This window comes from Granulicella paludicola, assembly GCF_025685545.1.
GTDB lineage: Bacteria > Acidobacteriota > Terriglobia > Terriglobales > Acidobacteriaceae > Granulicella > Granulicella paludicola.
In genome coordinates, this window is record NZ_JAGSYC010000026.1 from 359560 (window position 1) to 379117 (window position 19558).

Annotated in this window: 19 protein-coding genes; 14 read left to right on the plus strand and 5 right to left on the minus strand. The window is 62.0% G+C overall.

The genetic code is table 11. From position 1 onward, the window contains the following. Positions 1-110 precede the first annotated feature (110 nt). Positions 111-551, minus strand: a complete 441-nt coding sequence (locus OHL14_RS17095) for a c-type cytochrome domain-containing protein (RefSeq protein WP_263380590.1) — start codon at positions 549-551, stop codon at positions 111-113. 130 nt (positions 552-681) lie between these two features. Then, positions 682-2169, minus strand: a complete 1488-nt coding sequence (locus tag OHL14_RS17100) for an RDD family protein (RefSeq protein WP_263380591.1) — start codon at positions 2167-2169, stop codon at positions 682-684. A 316-nt stretch (positions 2170-2485) separates the two neighbouring features. Between OHL14_RS17100 and OHL14_RS17105 the strand changes: the two genes are divergently transcribed. The 11 genes from OHL14_RS17105 (at position 2486) to OHL14_RS17155 (ending at position 14750) form a co-directional block, all read left to right on the plus strand. After that, positions 2486-5242, plus strand: coding sequence for an LPS-assembly protein LptD (locus OHL14_RS17105; RefSeq protein ID WP_263380592.1), 2757 nt, complete (start codon positions 2486-2488; stop codon positions 5240-5242). 150 nt (positions 5243-5392) lie between these two features. After that, on the plus strand, positions 5393-6418 hold the full coding sequence (locus OHL14_RS17110) for a DsbA family protein (protein ID WP_263380593.1): 1026 nt from the start codon (positions 5393-5395) through the stop codon (positions 6416-6418). 58 nt (positions 6419-6476) lie between these two features. Next, positions 6477-6836 (plus strand): hypothetical protein, encoded by a 360-nt coding sequence (locus OHL14_RS17115; RefSeq protein WP_263380594.1) that lies wholly within the window; start codon positions 6477-6479, stop codon positions 6834-6836. Between the two features lie 54 nt (positions 6837-6890). After that, positions 6891-7280, plus strand: a complete 390-nt coding sequence (locus OHL14_RS17120) for a hypothetical protein (RefSeq protein ID WP_263380595.1) — start codon at positions 6891-6893, stop codon at positions 7278-7280. After that, the gene (locus OHL14_RS17125; protein ID WP_263380596.1) at positions 7280-8485 is read left to right on the plus strand and encodes a glutathionylspermidine synthase family protein; all 1206 of its coding nucleotides are present in this window, start codon (positions 7280-7282) and stop codon (positions 8483-8485) included. Before OHL14_RS17120 ends, OHL14_RS17125 begins: the two co-directional genes overlap by 1 nt. Positions 8486-8561: 76 nt before the next feature. Beyond that, a complete protein-coding gene (gene ampH, locus OHL14_RS17130; protein ID WP_263380597.1) occupies positions 8562-9875 on the plus strand; it encodes a D-alanyl-D-alanine-carboxypeptidase/endopeptidase AmpH in 1314 nt (437 codons plus the stop codon). A gap of 118 nt (positions 9876-9993) precedes the next feature. Further along, positions 9994-11604 (plus strand): phosphoglycerate dehydrogenase, encoded by a 1611-nt coding sequence (gene serA, locus OHL14_RS17135; RefSeq protein ID WP_263380598.1) that lies wholly within the window; start codon positions 9994-9996, stop codon positions 11602-11604. An 89-nt stretch (positions 11605-11693) separates the two neighbouring features. Further along, positions 11694-12809, plus strand: coding sequence for an acyltransferase family protein (locus OHL14_RS17140; protein ID WP_263380599.1), 1116 nt, complete (start codon positions 11694-11696; stop codon positions 12807-12809). Between the two features lie 100 nt (positions 12810-12909). Further along, positions 12910-13962 carry a SurA N-terminal domain-containing protein gene (locus OHL14_RS17145; RefSeq protein WP_263380600.1) on the plus strand — a complete coding sequence of 351 codons (1053 nt, stop codon included), beginning with the start codon at positions 12910-12912 and terminating at the stop codon, positions 13960-13962. 23 nt (positions 13963-13985) lie between these two features. Then, the gene (locus OHL14_RS17150; protein ID WP_263380601.1) at positions 13986-14363 is read left to right on the plus strand and encodes a c-type cytochrome; all 378 of its coding nucleotides are present in this window, start codon (positions 13986-13988) and stop codon (positions 14361-14363) included. A gap of 12 nt (positions 14364-14375) precedes the next feature. After that, on the plus strand, positions 14376-14750 hold the full coding sequence (locus OHL14_RS17155) for a hypothetical protein (protein WP_263380602.1): 375 nt from the start codon (positions 14376-14378) through the stop codon (positions 14748-14750). Between the two features lie 110 nt (positions 14751-14860). Here the strand turns inward: OHL14_RS17155 and OHL14_RS17160 are convergent, their stop codons facing one another. Genes OHL14_RS17160 through OHL14_RS17170 form a run of 3 tightly spaced genes read right to left on the minus strand, consistent with a single transcriptional unit; the run spans position 14861 to position 16057 of the window. Then, positions 14861-15331, minus strand: a complete 471-nt coding sequence (locus tag OHL14_RS17160) for an MmcQ/YjbR family DNA-binding protein (protein WP_263380603.1) — start codon at positions 15329-15331, stop codon at positions 14861-14863. A gap of 45 nt (positions 15332-15376) precedes the next feature. Then, positions 15377-15592, minus strand: a complete 216-nt coding sequence (locus tag OHL14_RS17165) for a hypothetical protein (RefSeq protein WP_263380604.1) — start codon at positions 15590-15592, stop codon at positions 15377-15379. A 54-nt stretch (positions 15593-15646) separates the two neighbouring features. Further along, positions 15647-16057, minus strand: a complete 411-nt coding sequence (locus OHL14_RS17170; RefSeq protein WP_263380605.1) for a DUF2256 and DUF3253 domain-containing protein — start codon at positions 16055-16057, stop codon at positions 15647-15649. A gap of 96 nt (positions 16058-16153) precedes the next feature. On the opposite strand from OHL14_RS17170, the gene tyrS reads away from it, so the two are divergent. The 3 genes from tyrS (at position 16154) to OHL14_RS17185 (ending at position 19548) form a co-directional block, all read left to right on the plus strand. After that, entirely contained in the window at positions 16154-17467 is a 1314-nt protein-coding gene (tyrS, locus tag OHL14_RS17175; RefSeq protein WP_263380606.1) for a tyrosine--tRNA ligase, read from the plus strand. Positions 17468-17548: 81 nt separating this feature from the next. After that, positions 17549-18124 carry a transposase gene (locus tag OHL14_RS17180; protein ID WP_263380607.1) on the plus strand — a complete coding sequence of 192 codons (576 nt, stop codon included), beginning with the start codon at positions 17549-17551 and terminating at the stop codon, positions 18122-18124. Between the two features lie 2 nt (positions 18125-18126). Further along, positions 18127-19548 (plus strand): phytoene desaturase family protein, encoded by a 1422-nt coding sequence (locus OHL14_RS17185; RefSeq protein ID WP_263380608.1) that lies wholly within the window; start codon positions 18127-18129, stop codon positions 19546-19548. Positions 19549-19558 lie beyond the last annotated feature (10 nt).

A 19558-nucleotide genomic window follows, 5' to 3' on the forward strand; every position in this document is an offset into this window, starting at 1 on the left:
CGTGGACCGGCGATAGTGGCGAGAAGGATGCACTTTCGCCATGTGGAAAGCAGGCACAAAAAGACCCCGATGAAGTCTCACCGAGGTCTCTTTGCAACTTGCTCATTTCCCTACTCAGGCATCTTTGCGCCGGCCTTCACCCAGGCCGTCACCGTCGCGATGTCGTCATCAGATAACTTGCCCTTGGGAGGCATCGGCATCGGATCGTCCGCCGGACCCTCGTGGCGAATCAGCTTGATCAGCAGCGACTGCTCAGGATGCCCCACCACCAGTACCGAGCCATCGTGTCCACCCTTGAGCAACCCGGCCATCGTATCGATATTCAAGCCGCCGCGATGGTTCTCGCCGCCATGGCAGCGAGTGCAGTTCGCCTCAAAGATCGGCTTGACCTTCTGCTGATAGAACTCAACCGTTCCCGGATCGGGCATCTGGGCCGCAGCCACCGTATGCGGCTGCCACAACACGGCGGTCGCCGCCAGCGACATCACTCCCGTGCCCACCATCACACGCTTCCACATCGCAACGGAAGCCAACTTACGCTGAACGTCCAAACCACTCTCCAAGGTCACGCGGCAAACTCCTCCAAAAGCATCGATAGTGTCCACTTTACCCCAAAACAATCGAAGAGCAGGCACCGAATCCAGCATGCCTGCCCTTCTGTCTATTCGCGATTTCCTGTGTTTAAAACTCTCGCAGAAACAATCCCGACATCCGATCATTCCAGCCAAGCTTCTGGCGGTCGATGATGCTCCACAGCAGTCCGATACCCAGCGGAGCCGCTGCCAGAAAGTTCGCTCCGATACGCCGCCGCACCATGTCGCGCGAAGGCTTCTTCCCCGTCAACGTCATAAACTCCAGCCCGGAGTACGTCATGCCCAGCGTCCCGGCACCCAGCGAAAAGAAAACCGCCTGATACACAATAGCCAGTCCCGCCAGCAGACCCGCCGAAGCCATGATTTGCATCGGTAAGGAAAGCCCCTTCAGCGCGATCTCTGCCGCGTGCCCGCTCATCCACAGCGATACCGAGACAAACACCACGAAGCTGACCGCAATGCACACGCCATCCACCACCGTCGACATCAGGCGCAGCTCGAACGACGCAACCGGCACCTCCTGCAGTCTCTCTGGCTCATCGCTGTCCTCAGCATGTGCCTTCTGCGAGTACACCGGCTTCGGCGTATCCAGCACCAGCCCCTGCCACTCCGGTACGGCAGGCGCGAGCGGAGCCTCCATCAGGATCTCGGCTACCTCCACGATCTCCGGCTCCGCCACCTGGGCCATCACCGCGTCTTCCACCTCAAAGATCCGCATCTGGAAGCCCTGCGGCTGCTCTTCCTGTAGCACCGGAGCCTGCTCCTGCGTGTCACCCTCTTCCGTGCGCAGCGGGCCTTCCGCCAGGCGGGGACGCGCCTTCTTCGCCGCCACCAGCTGCCGCGGAAACTCGATGATGTTCGCCTGGATCGGCAACGGTTCGATGTGATGCTCTACAAACTCCGGTGCCAGCCGAAACTCGATCTCTTCCTCGAGCCCTTCCAGTTCCTCGGGACGGCCTGCCTGGGCCATATAACTGCGTTCCGGTAGCGGCTGCGGCTGCGGCAGATCTGCATAAGGCCGCACCTCCAGTTCGCCTGCAAAGGGTTCAGCACTATGCTGCCAGTCCCAGGTTTTTTCCGCCAGCGCAGCATCAGGCGCTGAAACCTGCAGCTGCGACAGCGTGGCCGCTTGAGGATTCACAGCCTCGAACACACGGGCGTCTTGGTCCGCCGCAACTCTTTCTACCACTGAAGCTTCCAGCGGCCTTTCTTCCGGCGCAATCGACATGGCTGCCACGGGCTGAGCCACGTGGACCGGTTCTTCTACCCACTGTGAAACGGGCGTGACCGGCACTGCGGCCGGGCGTGTGTCCATAAAATCGCGAAAGGTGGGTGCCTGCTGGTAGCGCGCCGCGACAGCATCCCGCACACGTTGCGCTGCCGCAGAGATCGCGGGGACGGCCTGCGGCGACTCCGCCACGCGGACCTCATTCACAACCCTGCGATTGCGGTGCGCGGCCAGCCGTTCCGCTGCTACTCGACGCAGCGCGGCTGCACGATCCGTTCCCGTTGCTGCGAGAACGGCCTGCTCATCAAACATCTCGTCATACAAATCATGCTGGGCGCTGCTACTCATAAGCTCTGCCTGTTCACTTCATACGGGCCGGTCGGCGGCCTCTCTCTAAAAACCATTAGCGCAATCTGTTGAGGTTCGACGAACGACAACAAACCGCTGCAACTCTGTTTTTGCGTTCCTTCGCAACTGTCGTGCTTGCGGATCGTCTAATCTCAAGTCAGTGGATCCGCATCTCAAACCCAACGCCTGCCGCAAAGCCCTGCAAGAGCTTTCTTACTTACTTCAGCGCCCGCAGGCGTGTCTGCTTCGCGCGCAGAAGCCCCTGCCTCACTCGCAGGAAACCCTGCCTCTTCTCATACTTACCATCGTACTGTTCGTGGGACACATAAATCTGCATGCGCAGGCCGTACCCACACAGATACTCCCGCCCGATACAACGCAAACTTCGGCGCTGCCATCCGCGCCCACACCCTCTTCGGATGCGCTTGGTTCCACAGAAGCTTCCACAGCCTCGCAGGATATTCCGCGCGCCACGCCGCTGCCTCCCGCCAAAGCCCCGCTGCCCATCTCCTGGGACTCCGACACCCAGCGCCTCGATGAAAGCATCTACACCCTCGAGGGACACGTCGTCGTTGTCTTCGGCGACCACACCCTCTACGCCGACAAAATCACCCTCGACACCGACACCAACGAGCTCACCCTCGAAGGCCACGTCAAGATCGTCGGCGGCGAAAACGACGAGCATATCGAAGCCTCGCACGCCACCTACAACGTCAAGGACGGCACTGGTCGCTTCTACGATGTCAGCGGATCCATCCAGGTGCGTGCCGTCGCGGCCGATAAGGCCACCACGACCACCGTCGTCGGCGCCTCCAATGGTCCGCAGCGCCAGGCATACACCAACACCAACCCCTTCCTCTTCCGCGGCCGCATGGTCGTCAAGACCGGCCCCACCGACTACGTCGTCTACGACGGCTCCGTCACCAGCTGCCTGCTCCCACATCCCGACTGGCAGCTCTACAGCGGCAAGTTCACCCTCGACAACGGCAAGGCCCACGCCGCGAACTCGACCTTCCGGTTACTGGGCGTTCCGGTGCTCTTCCTGCCCTACGTCTCGCACCCCACGGACCCCAACGAGCGCCAGTCCGGCTTGCTGATCCCCGTCTTCGGCTATTCCAGCGCCAGCAACGACACCGGCTCCAAGGGCCTCACCATCGGCGAGCAGGGCTACTTCGTCGTGAACCGCTCCGTCGATCTCACCGTCGGCATCATCTATTACTCGTTGCGCGGCTTCTCGGAGAACGGCACCATCCGCTACAAGGGCCCCGGCGACGACTTCTTTACCGGTCATTTCACCTCGCTGCAGGACCGTGGCTTTGAGCAGGCCACCCAGACCGGCACCACGCCCGCAGGCGTGCCCATCATCAGCAACGTCCACATTAACCAGAGCGGCACCGACATCACCACCGCCTTCCGCTACCGCTTCACCCCTTTTACACGCGGTGTCGGCGACGTCGAATACCTCTCGTCCTACATCTACCGCGCGGCCTTCACCGAAAACTTCAACCAGGCCGTCAGCTCCGACATCACCTCGGTGCTCTACCTCGCCCATCAGAAAGACGGCCTCTCTACCGATGTGCGCTTCGACCGCTACGAAGGTGAGAAGGTTATCCCCGTCGCCAATCATGCTGGCGAAGAGGTAAAGATCTTCCACGCCCCTTCGATCGACTTCTCCGGCATCGATCACCGCATCGCCGGCACCCCGCTGATCTACAACGTAGACGCGTCGGCTGCGGGCCTCAAGCGCATTCAGCCCAACTTCGTCTCCTCCGGCATCACCGAACGCCTCGACCTTCGACCCGAACTGTCGCTGCCGCTGGCTTTCAAAGGCTGGCATACGATGTCGAGCATCGCCGTCCGCGAAAGCTTCTACTCGCGCTCCCGCAAGGCCCCCTACGGCAACGGTGCAACGCCGGTCGAACTCAGCAACCCGGTCAACCGCGCCGATCTCGAAATCAACGTCGACATTCGTCCGCCCGCCATCGAACGCACCTTCAAGACCCCGGAAAACCTTCAATGGCTATTCGGTACGCAGGTGCGCCACACCATCGAACCTGAGATCGCCTACCGCAACGTCCACGGCGTCGATAATTTCCTCTCCATCCTGCGCTTCGACGACGCCGACCTCGTCAGCGATACCGACGAACTCAAATACGGCGTCCTGCAGCATCTCTACTTCCGTCCCCGCAAACCCAAGCCCCATCCCGGCTGCCCCGTCGTTCCCGTCAAGACCGGCAACAAGATCGAACCGAGCCTCGACCTGACACCGCAGCCGTACCTCGATGAAGAGGAACCCCATGCCACTACCGATGCCAACGGCATCCCTACAGCCGACACCAGCGCGCCCGATCAGCCCACGCGCACCCACGTCCGCCACGCCGCCGACCCCTGCGCGCCCACAGGCCCGGCTCCGCAGCAGGAGTGGTTCAGCTGGGAGCTCGCCCAGAAGACCTTCTTCGCCCAGAACTTCGGCGGAGCCGTAATCGACAGCCGCCGCAACATCTTCTCTACCACCCTCGACTTCTCGGGTATAGCCTTTCTTACCCAGCCACGCGCCATCGCGCCCGTCATCTCCCGCATGCGGTTTCGCACCTCCAGCCATGCCGACGTCGAATGGGACTTCGACTACGATCCCGGTGCCAAGAAATTCAACAGCTCCAACACCTTCTTCGACATCCATGAAGGCAGCTGGTTCGGCGGTTTTTCCTGGGCTCACCTCAGCGCGCCCGGACGCTCCCTTACAGCCAACATCAGTTCGGTGACCAACACGGTAACCGGCGTCACCAGCTCGGCTACCTCTAACTTCTCGCAGATGCGACTCTTGATCGGCTACGGCAGACCTAGCCGCCCCGGCCTCTCCATAGCTGGCGGCTCCGGCATCGACCTCAAGAACAAGGACTCGCAATACACCACCATCCAGGGCGGCTACAACTGGAACTGCTGCGGCCTCTCGGTCGAGTATCGCCAGTACAACCTCGGCCCCATCCGCGACGAAGGTGCCTATCGCTTCAACTTCACCCTCGCCAACATCGGTTCCGCCGGAAACCTCCGCCGCGCCGAAGCCCTCTTCTAGCCAGACACAAAACTGGGTGCTCCGTGTCCCAGATATTCGGACACGGGCAGGCTCGGCAACTCTCTCGCCCCGTGCGACCGCTCTCCTTTCTCCACTCCCGACCGTCCTACCCTGTCTATCCCTATCCCCCTGCTCTGAGATAATCAACCTGTGCTGAAACTCCGCAACTTCGCCCCTCTCCTCCTCGCAGTGACGCTCGCTGGCATCGGCTGCCGTGCCCAGGCACCCTCTGCCGCTGACGCTGTCACCCCCGGCAAGCCGCTCTCCCTCAACACCACCCGCCGCGTGGAAGTTCTCCTCCGCCAGAAGGCCAATCTTCCGCCCGACTCCACCATCAACGTCGGCGTTCCCACGGCCTCGGAACTTCCCGGCTACTCCGCCCTGAGCATCACCTTCACGAATGAAGGCAACACCTCGCGGCCCATCAACTTCCTGCTCTCCGCCGACGGTAAGACCATGGCGCAGTTCACCAAGTTCGACATCTCCAGAGACCCGCGCGAACTCGTCTCCGCCGACGGCCGCCCGTCCCGCGGAGGCCCGGCAAACGCCCCCGTTCTCATCGTCGGCTTCGACGACCTCGAGTGCCCCTACTGCGCCCGCCTCCACGCCTCCATCTTTCCGCTCATCACCCAGCGCTACGGAGACAAGGTTCACATCGTCTATAAGGACTTTCCCATCGAGCAGCACCCCTGGGCCATGCGCGCAGCAGTCGACGTAAACTGCCTCGCCGCTCAGTCCCCCACCGGCTACTGGGATGAGATCGACTACATCCACGCCCATGCCTCGGACATCGGCGCGAACCCCTCCGACCCCAAGGCAGAAAAGACCCTCGCCAGCGCAACCGCGCAGCTCGATAAGCTCACCGTGGATCTCGGCACCGTACAGAAGGTCGATCAGACAAAACTCTCCGCCTGCATTGCGAAGCAGGACACCGCTACCATCGAAACCAGCCGCAAGCTCGGCGAAGCCCTCGGTGTCGAAGCCACTCCGTCGCTCTTCATCAACGGAGCCAAGATCGACGGCGCGGTCCCCGTCGAGTTCATCTTCAACGTCATCGACGACGCCCTCCGTGCGCAGAATGTCACTCCTCCGCCGCCCTACAAGGTACCCACACCGCCTACGCAGACTCCGGCAGCTACCCCCGCAGCCAAATCTGCCGCTCCCACCGGCAAGTAACGTAAAGCATAAAAATCCCATCCTTCCGAGGGTGGGATTTTTGCTTTACGATGCACAGATGCGCCGCTCCGCCGCGATTCTCACACCAATGCTTGCTTCAACAGCGGTGACTCTACTGGCCGGATGCTCGGTACAGATGCAGCGGTGTATTGATACTTCGAATCGTGTTGTCGAGCCAGCGCACTGCTCGGTCATACCGCATGATGGCTATAGTTACTACTACGGTGGTTTAGGGAGCTACGAAGTCGGCTCAATCGCATTGGATGGAGCGTTCCAGCCAGAGGATGGCGAGCTCTACTCGCTTACGGGAACCGTCCGCGAGGGTTTTGGCACGTTCTTCTCGGAATATGCAGTAGATATTCTTTTTGTCGCGGCTATAGGAATCGTCATCGTCACGACAGGAAGTTTTACAAGCTAATGCGGTAACCCTAAGGATGCTTTAGGATAAGGGCGACTCTCAGTGACTCTTCCTATGCGCCGTTCTTCCGCTGTCATCGCGCCGCTGCTCGCCTCCGCAGCCGTCGCGCTCCTCGCCTCCTGTAACTCCTCCGAGCCGCAACGTTGCGTCGACGAGAATAACCGCGTCGTAGACCCCAGCTTCTGTAAAAATCTCCCCGGCAACGGACAGCCCGTCGCTGGTGGACTGGGCAATAACGGCGGCTATTACAACAACGGTATCTTCATCCCGCACTTCTATCGCTACTACTACGGCGGCATCGGCGGAGGCCTCGGCAGCGTTCTCTCCGGAGGCAGCTATGCTCCCCTCAGCGGCCACAGCTACTCCGTCAGCGGCACCACTCGCAACGGGTTCGGCTCATCCTTCGGCGGTGGTGAAGGTGGCGAAGGCGGAGGCGGCGAATAATGCAGCGTCTCACCCTTACCCCTCGACCCAACTGGCAGGCCACCGTCGAGCAGCAGGGCCTCATCTTCCATACGCCCGTAAGCGACGCTCTCGACGCCCGCCCCTACTGGGATGAGGCCGCCTGCTACGAGTTCAGCGCCGCCGAAGTCGACACGCTTGAAGCCGCGGCCAACGAGCTTCAAACCATGTGCCTTGCCGCCGCGCAGCACGTCATCGACAACCAACGCTACGCCGAGCTCGAAATTCCCGCCGAGGCCGTCCCGCTCATCGAGTGGGCTTGGAATGAGGAGCCGCCCGCCCTGTACGGCCGTTTCGACATCCTCTACGACGGAACACGCCCCCCGAAGCTGCTCGAATACAACGCGGATACTCCCACTTCGCTCCTTGAGGCCGCCGTCATCCAGTGGTATTGGCTCAAAGACATCTACCCCGACGCCGACCAGTTCAACTCAATCCACGAAAAGCTCATCGCCAAGTGGAAGGACATCGACAACTATCTCGCCAAGCCTGTCTACTTTGCCTCCGCCGACAGCGCCGAAGACCGCCTCACCATCGCCTACCTCCGCGACACCGCCGAGCAGGCAGGCCTGCCCACCCGCCAGCTCTTGATGCAAGAGATAGGCTGGAACGAGCCTCGCCAGTGCTTCGTAGATACCGAGCCCGCAGAGAACCGCATCGAGTCGATCTTCAAGCTGTATCCATGGGAGACGATGCTCGACGAATCTTTCGCAACGCAAGCGCTGCGCACCTACAAAGATATGCGCTGGATCGAGCCCATCTGGAAGCTGCTGCTCTCCAACAAAGGCATCCTGCCCATTCTGTGGGAGCTATATCCCAACCACGACCTCTTACTCGAAGCCCGTTTCGTCAACCACCGGAGCGGCTGGCAGCCCGCGCCCGGCTGGGTACGTAAACCCATGCACTCCCGCGAAGGCTCGAACATTACACTCACCACGCCGCACGGCAACGTCATGAAGACAGACGGCCCATACACCGATCGCCTGCAGATCGACCAGCGCCTGGGCCCCACCGTCAACTTCCGCGATACGCTCGCTATCAACCAGAACCCGGCAAACCCTACCCTTCGCTGGCCCGTGCTCGGCCTCTGGATGATCGATCAGGAGTGCTGCGGCATGGGCATCCGGGAAGATGCGACGCCCATCACCGGCAACCTCTCCAGCTTCGTCCCGCACTTCTTCCGCTAAAGGGACGACTGCGATAGCGGCGAACCAAAGATCGAACACCCAACCCACTCATCGAGCCATTACGCTAAAGCTATCGATGATTAAGGCCACCACCCTCTCCCGCTACGCACTTGCTCTCGCTCTCGGCCTCGCCCCGCTTGCCCACGCTACACAGCAACCACTCCCCAGCCTCCAGCAGGCCGATATCTACGGTCAAGAACTCTTCACCGCCTCCGGCTCCACCGGCATGGTGCTCGTCGTCGTCCGCAACCGCGAGGTCTACATCCACGGCTTCGGAGAGACTGCTCCCGGCAGCCACGTCACTCCCTCCGCGACCTCCTTCCTGCGCCTCTGCTCGCTCTCCAAGATCTTCGCCACCGACCTGCTCACACAGCTCTCCTCGCAGCGCATCGTGCGCCTGCAGGACCCGCTCCAGCTCTACGCGCCCCCCGGCATCACCGTGCCCTCGCGTCCGGAGCACCTCATCACCCTCGAAAATCTTGCGACCCACACCGCTGGCCTGCCACGCGAGGTCGGCTGGGCACCCGACGGCACGCCGCACTTCACCTTCCCCGACTACAACTTCCGCTGGCAGTGGCTTCCCACGCAGCACCTGCGCTCCGACCCCGGCACCATCGCTCTGTACTCGAACATCGGCTTCGACCTCCTCGGAGACGCACTCGCGCGCGCAACCAAACAGCCCTACGCGACCCTCTTCGCGACCCACATCACGCAGCCGCTCGGAATGAAGGAGACCACCTTCACTCCCACGCCCTCACAGTGCGCTCGCCTGCTGCGCGGCTTCAAGAATGAAGGTCCCTGCACCGACACTCAGCCCTCGGCCTCCAGCGCGGGCGTCTACTCCACCGGTCTGGACGTCTCGCATTGGCTCGAATACCTGCTCGGCACCTGGACCTCCGCCGGCATCCCAGCACAGAACCCCGCAGCACAGGCGGTCTACGTCGTGCCATCCACACTCAAGCGCCAGTCCGGCCTGGAGCACGCTGGCGATGTCACCGGCATCGGACTGGGATGGATGCACACCCCCGGCTCCGGCGATCCGAACTCGAATCTCGACCTCGTCGAAAAGACCGGCGGCGGCGCAGGCTTCCTGACCTACATCGTAATGAATCACGCCAGCAACACCGCCGTCTTCGTCGCTGTCACCGAAGGCCGCCGGTCGGGCCATTACAACGTCTTCAGATCCACCAACAATCTGCTGCTCGCACTCGATGGTCTGCCTGCCCTGCCGACCCCAGAAGTCCATGCACCGGCACCCAGGCCAGGTCGGCGCGGCGCAAAAGCTCTCGCCCGCACCAGGGCTCCACTCGTGAAGACACCAGCACGAAGAGCCGCGCCTCCAAGACCAGCTGCGCGCAAAGCGGCAAAGCGCAGACCTCGCAAGAGATAGACCCCCCATCTCTCCCAACCCTCTGCACAGGCAGCGCATGGAAAGCCCATGCGGATACACTGGTAGCAAGTGTGTCTAGCTAACTGACCATGACGTCAGAAAACTCACGGAGAATCCTTTGAAGATCGTCCTCGCCGAAAAAGTCTCGCCCGCCACGCTCGCCATCTTCCAGAAAGAGGCTGGCTGGAACGTCATCACCGCCGACAAGATCACCGACCTCCCCGCCGAACTCGCCGACGCTGATGCCCTCATCGTTCGCTCGGCTGTGCAGGCGGACGCGAAGTTGCTCGCAGCCGCTCCGAAACTCCGCATCATCGGTCGCGCAGGCGTAGGCGTAGACAATATCGACGCCGTCGAGGCCACCAAGCGCGGCATCGTCGTCATGAACACCCCCGGCGCCAACGCCGTCGCCGTCGCCGAACTCACACTTGGCCTGATGATCTCCATGTGCCGCAAGATCCCGCAGGCCAACAGCACCATGCACGCCGGCAAGTGGGACAAGAAGTCCCTCCAGGGCACCGAGCTCCGCGGCAAGACCCTCGGCATCGTCGGCTGCGGCCGCATCGGTCTCGAAGTCGCCCGCCGGGCTAAAGCTTTTGGGATGAACCTCATCGGCTACGATCCCTTCATCGCTCCCGTCATCGCGCGCGAGAACGGCATCACGCTCGTGCCCATCGACGACATCTTCGGCCAGTCCGACTACCTCTCCCTGCACGTCGGTCTTACCCCGCAGACCGAAGGCCTCATCAATAAGACCTCCATCGCCATCATGAAGAAGGGCATCCGCATCGTGAACTGCGCCCGCGGTGAGCTCATCGTCGACGAGGCGCTCGCCGAGGCGATTAAGTCCGGCCACGTCGCCGGTGCTGCCCTCGATGTCTTCCGCTCCGAGCCGCTCAAGGATTCCCCCTACTTCGGTCTCGACAACGTGCTCCTCTCACCGCACATCGCCGGTTCCACCGACGAAGCGCAGGAGGCCATCGGCATTCAGCTCGCCAATCAGGTCCGCGATTACCTCAAGCTCGGCGTCGTTCAAAACGCCGTCAACGTGGCTTCGCTCTCTGAAGACGAGTACAGCGAAGTCTCGCCCTACATCGAGATGGCTGCCCGCCTCGGCCAGCTTCTCAGCCACGCTGGCGGCGACGGCAGCAGCAGCACCGAGTCCATCTCGCTCACCTACAACGGTCGTCTCGCGCAGCTGAAGACCGATATGATCCGCAACGCGGCCATCTCCGGTGCGCTTCATGGTGCCGATGGCGTCAACCGCATCAACGCCTCCGCCGTCGCTGGCGAACGCGGCATCCGCGTGCAGGAAGACAAGCGCGAGCACGTCTCCGGAGGCACCGGCGCAACCCTGCGCCTCGGCCTCCACTGGACGCGCGGCAGCGAGCATGGCGATTGGACCGCGCTCGCCACCGTTCTCCACGGCCACTCGCCGCGCCTGCTCAGCTACGATGGCATCGACATCGAGGCGGAGCTCGCCGGGACCCTCGTCATCATCCGCAACCAGGACGTCCCGGGCGTCATCGGCCGTATCGGCACCATCCTCGGCGAGGCGAAGCTGAACATCGCCAACTTCGCCCTCGGCCGCAGCAAGACGCACGGCAACGCGCTCGCCGTCGTCCAGATCGACACCCCAGCAGCCGACGCACTCAACAAGGCCATCGCCGAACTCCGTAAGGTCGACGCGATCACCAGCGTCCGCGTCGTCGAACTCGGCGCTCTGTAATCCCCGCCCTGAGTCACAGCTCCTAGCTGTTAGCCTTTAGCTCTTAGCCTCTTGGCTAAAAGCTAGGAGCCAGCAGCTAGGAGCTTTTCTTGTCCGCGAACGAAAAACCCAGCTTCTACATCCCGGGTCTCGACGGCACCCGCGCCATCGCCTTTCTGCTTGTCTTCTGGGCCCATGCCCTGCCCGGCATCAGCTACTACATCCCCGCGACGCTCGGCGTCACCATCTTCTTCTTCCTCTCCGGCTACCTCATCACCACCCTGCTGCGCCGTGAGCTCGCAGCCACCGGAACTATCGCCCTCCGCGACTTCTACCTGCGCCGCGCGCTGCGCATCTTCGTCCCGCTCTACGTCGTCTATGCCCTCAGCGCCGCCTTCGCCTACTTCGCACTGCATGAGTCCGTGGGCAACTGGAAGGGCTTCTTTTCGCTGCTCTTCTACTACTACAACTACACCGTCGTGCTCGACCTCAAGGCCTGGGTTCCGCTCGGCCTGAACGTCATCTGGTCCCTTTGCGTAGAAGAGCACTTCTACCTGCTCTTCCCGCTCGTCTACCTCGCCCTCGCCCGCAGTCGCATCGCACGCTCCACCCAGACTCGCCTGCTCATCGGCTTTTGCCTCCTCGAACTGCTCTGGCGCTTTATCCTGATAGCCGTCCTGCACAATCAACACCTCTGGACCTACTACGCCACTGACGCCCGGCTCGACTCCATCCTCTGGGGTTCAGTCCTCGCACTCACTAACAACCCCGTCTCCATCGGCGCCAGCGAAAAGCAGGATCGCTCCATCCTCCCTGCACACCACCAGAGCCTCGCCTTTATCGCCGCTCTGCTCGTGCTGGCCGCCTCGCTGTTACCCCGCAGCATCGTCTACAAGGAGTCCCTGCGCTACACCCTGCAAGCCCTCGCCCTCTACATCATCTTCAGCTTCATCCTTCCTAACATTGGCCGTACTTCCCTTCGCTGGCTGGAGTGGAAGCCGCTGCGGTACCTCGGCTGGATCTCCTACGTCCTCTACCTCAGCCACGACTTCATCCTGAACGTGCTTACGCGCCGCTGGCCGGACCGCTTCACCTTCACCGGTCCCCTGGCCTTCGTCCTCAGCCTCGCCTTCGCCACGGCTCTCCGGTACACCCTCGAACTTCCCTTGCAGCGCGTCCGGGCCCGGTTGCGTCCGTCTTCACTTCCCGCGCCACAGTCCCAATAATCTCCCGAATCCTGTAGACTTAGTGAGTCGAAGAGCGGCCGGTCCGTTCCAGCAGCTGCCGTGATTTTCACTGTTATTGAGTCAGGAAAAGCCCTCCCCCATGGTCAAGTTTCGTCGTAACACCTCGCTCCTGTTTCTCTCCTCCTTCGTCCTGCTCAGCGGTTGCCACAAGGGCCCGCAGGATGGCGTCGTCGCTACTGTGAACGGTCGCCCCATTCAGCAGACTGAAGTCGATAAGGTCTACGCGCAGCAGCTGGCATCCAACCCGCAGCAGCAGTCGCCCTCGCCCGATCAGTCCGACTCGCTGAAGCTGAACATCCTCAAGGAGCTGATCGGCGAAGAGATCGTCGAGCAGCGCGCGGCCAAGCAGAACCTTGTCGCCTCCGATGCCGATGTCGACGCGAAGATCGCCGAGATGAAGGCTCCCTACACCGAGGAGCAGTTCCAGGCGCGCCTCAAGGCCTCGAACCTCACCATCGACGAGCTCCGCCGCGACCTACGCCGCTCGCTCACCCAGACCAAGCTGCTCAACAAGGAGATCAACTCCAAGATCAGCGTCACCGACAGCGACGTGACCAACTACTACAACGCGCACAAGGCCGAGTTCAATCTTCGCGAGCCGCAGTATCACCTAGCCCAGATCCAGGTCACCGATCAAGGCTCTGCTCCCTCCGGCAACCTCCAGAACAACAAGGCCAACGGCGACGAAGATGCGCATAAGAAGATCCAGGCTCTGAAGAACCGCATCGATGCCGGCGAAGACTTCGGCCAGCTCGCAGCCATGTTCTCCGAACGCCAGGACACCGCTCCGAACCAGGGCGATATGGGCTTTGTGGCTGAGTCGCAGATGAAGGGCGACCCCGCAACCTACGAAGCTATCGTCAAGCTCAAGCCAGGTGAGACCACCGAAATCCTGCCACTGCTCGATGCCAATACGCATAAGACTGCGGGTTATTCGATCTACAAACTCATCAGCAAGGACGCCGCCGGACAACGCGACCTCTCCGATCCCCGCGTCCAGCAGGCCATTCGCCAGCAGCTCCACGACAGCCGCTCCCAGCTGCTGACCGGCGCCTACTACGAGATGTTGCACGATCAGGCCAAGATCGAAAACTACCTCGCTGAAAAAATCTTCAAGGACGTAGCGAAGTAATGCAGGGGACAAGGGAGAGAGGAGTGAGGAAAGGTGCCTACTGCCGAACTCGTAGCGGCTTCGCCTTTGCTTTTCTCCTCTCTCCCCTAGCCTCCCTCCTCTGTAGTTGCCACTCCTACCCTCCGCCTACGCCGCTCAATCAGCTCACCACGCAGGAGAGCCGCGGCCACGAGGTCTTCGAGCAGCGCTGCTCGCTTTGCCACTATGATCGCCGCGACGACTCCCTGCATGGCCCGCCGCTGATCAGCGTCTTCAAGAAGCCGTATCTGCACTCCGGTGCGCCTGCCAACGACGCCCGCGTGACCGACACCATTCTGCGTGGCCACGGCATGATGCCCGCACAGCCCAACATCGAGTCGGACGACATCACCGATCTGCTCGCCTATCTGCACACGTTGTAAGGAACCATCCGCATGTCCGACACACCCCAGATTCCGCCCGTACGTCAGCCGCTGCTCCCCGGCATGGCGATGATCTGCGTCTTCCTTCTCTTGATTGCTATGATCAACGCCTTCGCAGCGCTGCGTGGACAGTTCGCTGGAGGGGTTGCCACCCGCTATAGCCTCTTCGGCGTCTGCACCCTGATGATCATCGGCGTCTTCGGTCTGCTGCGCCTTAAGCGCTGGGGATGGTCGATCGTCACCGCAGGCTGTGCGCTCATGGCTGCGGGATACTTCTTTCTGTTTGTCCGCACGCATGCAGGTCCGTACATCGTGCAGGGCTTGTTCGATCTGCTGTTCTTCCTCTACCTCAGCCGGGAAGAAGTCCGCGAACGCCTCCGCAGCTAGAGCACTTCTCCCGAAGGTGTAGAGCAGGGATTTGGCTCTCAGCGGCGTTTTCCCCGATGAAAACGCCGCTGAACAACTCTTTCAAGATACCGATCATCGGGAGAAATGCTCTAGCCTGCCTTCCGAACCTTCGCAGCAGCCGCTTTCTTCGCCGCCTCCCGCTCCGCCAGCAACCGTCGCCGCTCCACGATCAGCCGCTTCTGCTCCCGTTGAGGAAGCAGTAGCGCCCTACGCACCTTCGGCGGCAACTTGCCCAGCGTGATCGCATGAGCCGCCGTCAGTACCTTTTCCCACTCTGCATTCCGCAGCACGCCCCAGTGCTCCGCCGCGACCCAGTGGATGCGCGCCATGTACGGCGCAGGAATTGCCCCTTCCAGCTCCAGCAATTCATTGAAGCGCTCCGGTCCAGCAGAGAAGGAAACCACGCCCTTCGACAGCCCCGAGCCAAGATCGAGCAGCACAAACATCTTGCCGCCAATCGCCTTGTCTCCCACCCAGAAGACGAGGTTATCCCCCCACTGCTGCGTCTCCACCACATGCGGCAGCGTCAGCAGAAAAGCCCGCGCTCGTTCGGCATCCATGCGCCCGAGTATATCGCTCGCTCCTGACAGAAACTGTCAGGAACCTTAGTCGTGCCCCGTCTTCTCGCGCTTGCTCGCCGCAGCCGCCTTGCTGTCTGCACGTTTCTCCGTGGCCGTCTGCTTCGCCTTCGGTTCACAGCTACCCTTGGCTCCGGCCTTCGTGCCCGGAACCCGCTTGAAGCCCGGCCAGCAAGCCTGACCACCACTCTTCTTCGCTGAGCTCTTCTTAGAGCTTTTCTTTGCTGCCTTCTTCGTCGCCATCCCCACTTAGACAGCAACATCCCGATCGACAGCCATCACCACGCGAACTCCGTTTCATCGCAGTCGTAAACGGATGGGTCCTTTTGCAGTAGAACCATCGACGACCCGCCCACCCTGCACGATCACCAGCTTTCCCTCCGCGACCAGCCTTCGCGCAGCCGACCGTGCTGGCTCCATTAACGGCTCCCAGGCGGCTCTCTCCTCACCTGGAGCCACCGCCCGCGCCGCTTCACTCGGGCAGATTGTCTTGCCCGCCCCTCGCTCCACCAGCAATCGCAGGATCGTCTGCTCCAGCTCACGATCCTGCTCGGACACCTTGGCCCCGCGACACCTGTCGCTGCAATACTTCACGGCGTCCCAGTTCTTCGCCCAACTCTTGCGCCACTCCATCGTGCGGCCACATGCAGCGCACACCTTGGGCTCGCGTCCCGCCTCCACCTCGCGTTTGTGAACCTTATCCGGCAAGCAGGCACCTCAGCCTTTCAAGCATCCATCAGAATCCCCGCCAGGCCGAATCTCAGCCGAGCCGAGCATCTATACTTTTCTTTGACGCTATCCATCATGCCCACAGACACGCAAACCGCTTCCCTCCCAGTACCCTTTCTTTCGGTGCCATTTCTTCCGGTGAAAGACCAGCTCGACCTCATCACCAAGGGCGCAGCCGAGATTATTCCCCCTGCCGCCGCCTCCGCGCCTGAGGCCCTCGCCGCTCGCCTCGAAGAATCCCGCAAGTCCGGCAAGCCCCTGCGCATCAAGGCAGGCTTCGATCCCACCGCGCCCGATCTCCACCTCGGCCACACGGTGCTGATGCGCAAACTGAAGCATTTTCAGCAGCTCGGCCACACCGTCATCTTCCTCATCGGCGATTCCACCGCGCTCATCGGCGACCCCACCGGCAAGAATGTCACGCGCAAGCCACTGACCCGCGCCGAGATCGACGCCAATGCCGAGACCTACAAGGAACAGGTCTTCAAGATCCTCGACCGCGACAAGACCGAGGTCCGTTACAACTCCGAGTGGCTCGACAAGCTTGGCTTCGAGGGCATGATCCGTCTCGCTGCCAAATTCACCGTCTCGCAGATGCTCGAACGGGAAGACTTCCATAAGCGCTTCCAGGACGAGCAGCCCATCAGCGTCCACGAGCTCCTCTACCCGATGGCGCAGGGCTACGACTCCGTCGCCCTCGAGTGCGACGTCGAGCTCGGCGGCACCGACCAGAAGTTCAACCTGATGCGCGGCCGCGACCTGCAGCGCGACGCAGGCCAGAAGCCGCAGATCATTCTCATGACGCCCATCCTCGAAGGTCTCGACGGCGTACAGAAGATGTCCAAATCGCTCGGCAACGCCATCGGCATCAAGGAGCCGCCGACCGAGATGTACGGCAAGCTGATGAGCATCAACGACGAGCTGATGTGGAAGTACTGGACCTACCTTACCGATCTCCCGCAGAGCGAAATCGACGCTATGAAGTCCCGCGTCGCCAACGGAGAACTGCACCCCATGCAGGCCAAGAAAGATCTGGCCCACAGCATCACGGCAGACTTCCACTCCAAGGCAGACGCCGACCAAGCCGCAGAAAACTGGGCGACGCAGTTCCAGCAAAAAGGCGTAGCCGAAGACCTTCCCGAGGTGTCTGTAGCGCTCGCAGCAGAAGGTCTCGCTGCCGTCGACGGCGCTGGCCTACGCATCGCCAAGCTCCTGCAGCTAGCCGGGCTCGCAGCCTCCGCTGGCGAGGCCACCCGCAAGCTCGCTGAAAACGCCGTCTCCGTCAACGGAGACAAGTTCAGCGGCAAGACCCTCACACGAGCGGAGCTGGGCGAGTCGCCGACGCTGCGTCTCGGCAAGAAGCAAGTAAGAATAAAGTGGACTGAGTAGTCATGCTTTGAAGGGGCGGGGCTTCAGCCCCGCCGTTAGCTGCCCAAGAAAAGAAAGGGGCTTCAGCCCCAGAGGGAACGGATGCGCCCCAGCAGAGAACTCTTCCGGCAAGCCGACCAGACCTACTTCGTTACCTTCCAGACTTCTGGTCGCCAATGCTTCTTTAGAAATGAGCGATGGTCTACGCTCTTCCTAGGCACCTTAGCGCGCTACGAAGAACAGACTCACCTGCATGACTTCGTCATCATGCCTGACCACATTCATCTGCTCCTCAGTCAAACAGTCCCGCTTGAAAAAGCTGTCCAGCTGGTCAAAGTTGGTTTTTCCTTTGAGGCTCGCTGCGCCTTTGAGTGGAAGGGAGACATCTGGCAAGCAGGCTTCTCAGACCATAGAGTTCGCGACCTCGTCGATTGGGATCATCACTGCGAATACATACGCAAGAACGCTCTGTCGGCTCGTCCTGAAGGGCGCGCCATCTGCGGGAAAGATTCGAGCCTTAACTTACAGCCGCTCCCTCAGTGGCTAAAGCCACAATTCAACCTGGGGGTGAATGGCGGGGCTGAAGCCCCGCCCCTTCAAAGCTGCTCGAATAAAGTGAGCGGTCACAACCAAAGTCTTTCCATCCAGCATCCACAACAAGACGGTGCCGGTTCCTGACGATGCCCCTGCGCACCGCGAACATCATCGGCTCCGGACCCAACGGCCTCGCCGCCGCTATCACCCTCGCCCAGCAGGGCGTCGCCGTCACGCTCTACGAGCGCAATCACCGCCTCGGCGGCGCCTGCTCCACCGCCGAGCTCACGCTCCCCGGCTTCCATCACGACCTCGGCTCCTCCGCCTACCCGCTCGGCATAGCCAGCCCGTTCTTCCGCACACTTCCGCTGGAACAGTACGGCCTGCGCTGGATACAGCCGGATGCCCCCGTCGCCCATCCGCTCGATGGTGGCGATGCAGTCGTGCAGGAGCAGAATCTTGCCGAGATGGCCACGCAGCTCTCCCGGCACGATGCCCGCGCCTGGCACACCCTCTTCGCCTCCACGGCCCACAACCTCCCCGCGCTTCTCGAAGATGTCACCGGCCCACTCCTGCGCTTCCCTCACCACCCGTTTCTCACCGCACGCTTCGGTCTCCCCGCTCTGCTGCCCGCGCAAGCCCTTGCCAACCTCGCCTTCCAAGATGAGCGCAGCAAAGCGCTCTTCGCTGGCCTCGCCGCGCACTCGGTCCTGCCGCTGACGAACCTGTCCAGCGCCGCCGCCGCCCTGCTGCTCGGTGCCGCCGCCCACGCCAGCGGCTGGCCCATCCTCGCCGGAGGCGGCCAGTCGCTCACCAACGCTCTCGCCCAGCATCTGCAATCCCTTGGCGGCCAGATCGTCACCGGCGTCGACGTCGAGCAACTGAGCCAACTCCCGCCCGCCGACGCTACCTTCTTCGATACCAGCGTCGAAGCCCTGATCCGCATCGCAGGCGACTCCCTGGTTCCCAGCTACGTGCAACGTCTCCGCAGCTTTCAACCCGGCCCCGGCATCTTCAAGGTCGACTACGCGCTCAGCCAGCCAATCCCCTGGGCCAACGCCGCCTGCGCACGGGCCGCCACCGTCCACCTCGGCGGCACCCTGGCCGAACTCGCCGCCTCGGAAGATGCCGCCTTCCATGGCCGCCACACCGACAAACCGTACGTCCTCCTCGTCCAGCCCAGCCTCTTCGACGCCACACGCGCCCCAGCAGGCAAACACACAGCCTGGGCCTACTGCCACGTCCCCTGCGGCAGCAACGACGACCGCACCCACATCATCGACTCCCAGATCGAGCGCTTCGCCCCCGGCTTCCGCGACTGCGTCCTCGCGCGTCACGCCAGCAACGCCGCCAGCCTCGCCCAGTGGAACCCCAACCTCATCGGCGGTGACATCTCCGGTGGTGCACTCACCCTGCCGCAACTGATCGCCCGCCCCACCATGAGCACCTACCGCACCAGCAACCCCAGCCTCTACCTCTGCAGCGCCTCCACGCCACCCGGCGGAGGCGTCCACGGCATGTGCGGCCATAACGCTGCCAAAGCAGCACTGCAATCTTTGCGCCACTGATAGCCCGATC

Bases quoted from the DNA above. Each gene is read 5' to 3' on its own strand.
- OHL14_RS17125 (WP_263380596.1), top strand. From the start codon at position 7,280: ATGCAGCGTCTCACCCTTACCCCTCGACCCAACTGGCAGGCCACCGTC.
- OHL14_RS17165 (WP_263380604.1), bottom strand. From the start codon at position 15,592: ATGGCGACGAAGAAGGCAGCAAAGAAAAGCTCTAAGAAGAGCTCAGCG.
- OHL14_RS17160 (WP_263380603.1), bottom strand. From the start codon at position 15,331: ATGGATGCCGAACGAGCGCGGGCTTTTCTGCTGACGCTGCCGCATGTG.
- OHL14_RS17115 (WP_263380594.1), top strand. From the start codon at position 6,477: ATGCGCCGCTCCGCCGCGATTCTCACACCAATGCTTGCTTCAACAGCG.
- OHL14_RS17155 (WP_263380602.1), top strand. From the start codon at position 14,376: ATGTCCGACACACCCCAGATTCCGCCCGTACGTCAGCCGCTGCTCCCC.
- ampH (WP_263380597.1), top strand. From the start codon at position 8,562: ATGATTAAGGCCACCACCCTCTCCCGCTACGCACTTGCTCTCGCTCTC.
- OHL14_RS17145 (WP_263380600.1), top strand. From the start codon at position 12,910: ATGGTCAAGTTTCGTCGTAACACCTCGCTCCTGTTTCTCTCCTCCTTC.
- OHL14_RS17120 (WP_263380595.1), top strand. From the start codon at position 6,891: ATGCGCCGTTCTTCCGCTGTCATCGCGCCGCTGCTCGCCTCCGCAGCC.
- OHL14_RS17185 (WP_263380608.1), top strand. From the start codon at position 18,127: ATGCCCCTGCGCACCGCGAACATCATCGGCTCCGGACCCAACGGCCTC.
- OHL14_RS17100 (WP_263380591.1), bottom strand. From the start codon at position 2,169: ATGAGTAGCAGCGCCCAGCATGATTTGTATGACGAGATGTTTGATGAG.
- OHL14_RS17180 (WP_263380607.1), top strand. From the start codon at position 17,549: ATGCGCCCCAGCAGAGAACTCTTCCGGCAAGCCGACCAGACCTACTTC.
- tyrS (WP_263380606.1), top strand. From the start codon at position 16,154: ATGCCCACAGACACGCAAACCGCTTCCCTCCCAGTACCCTTTCTTTCG.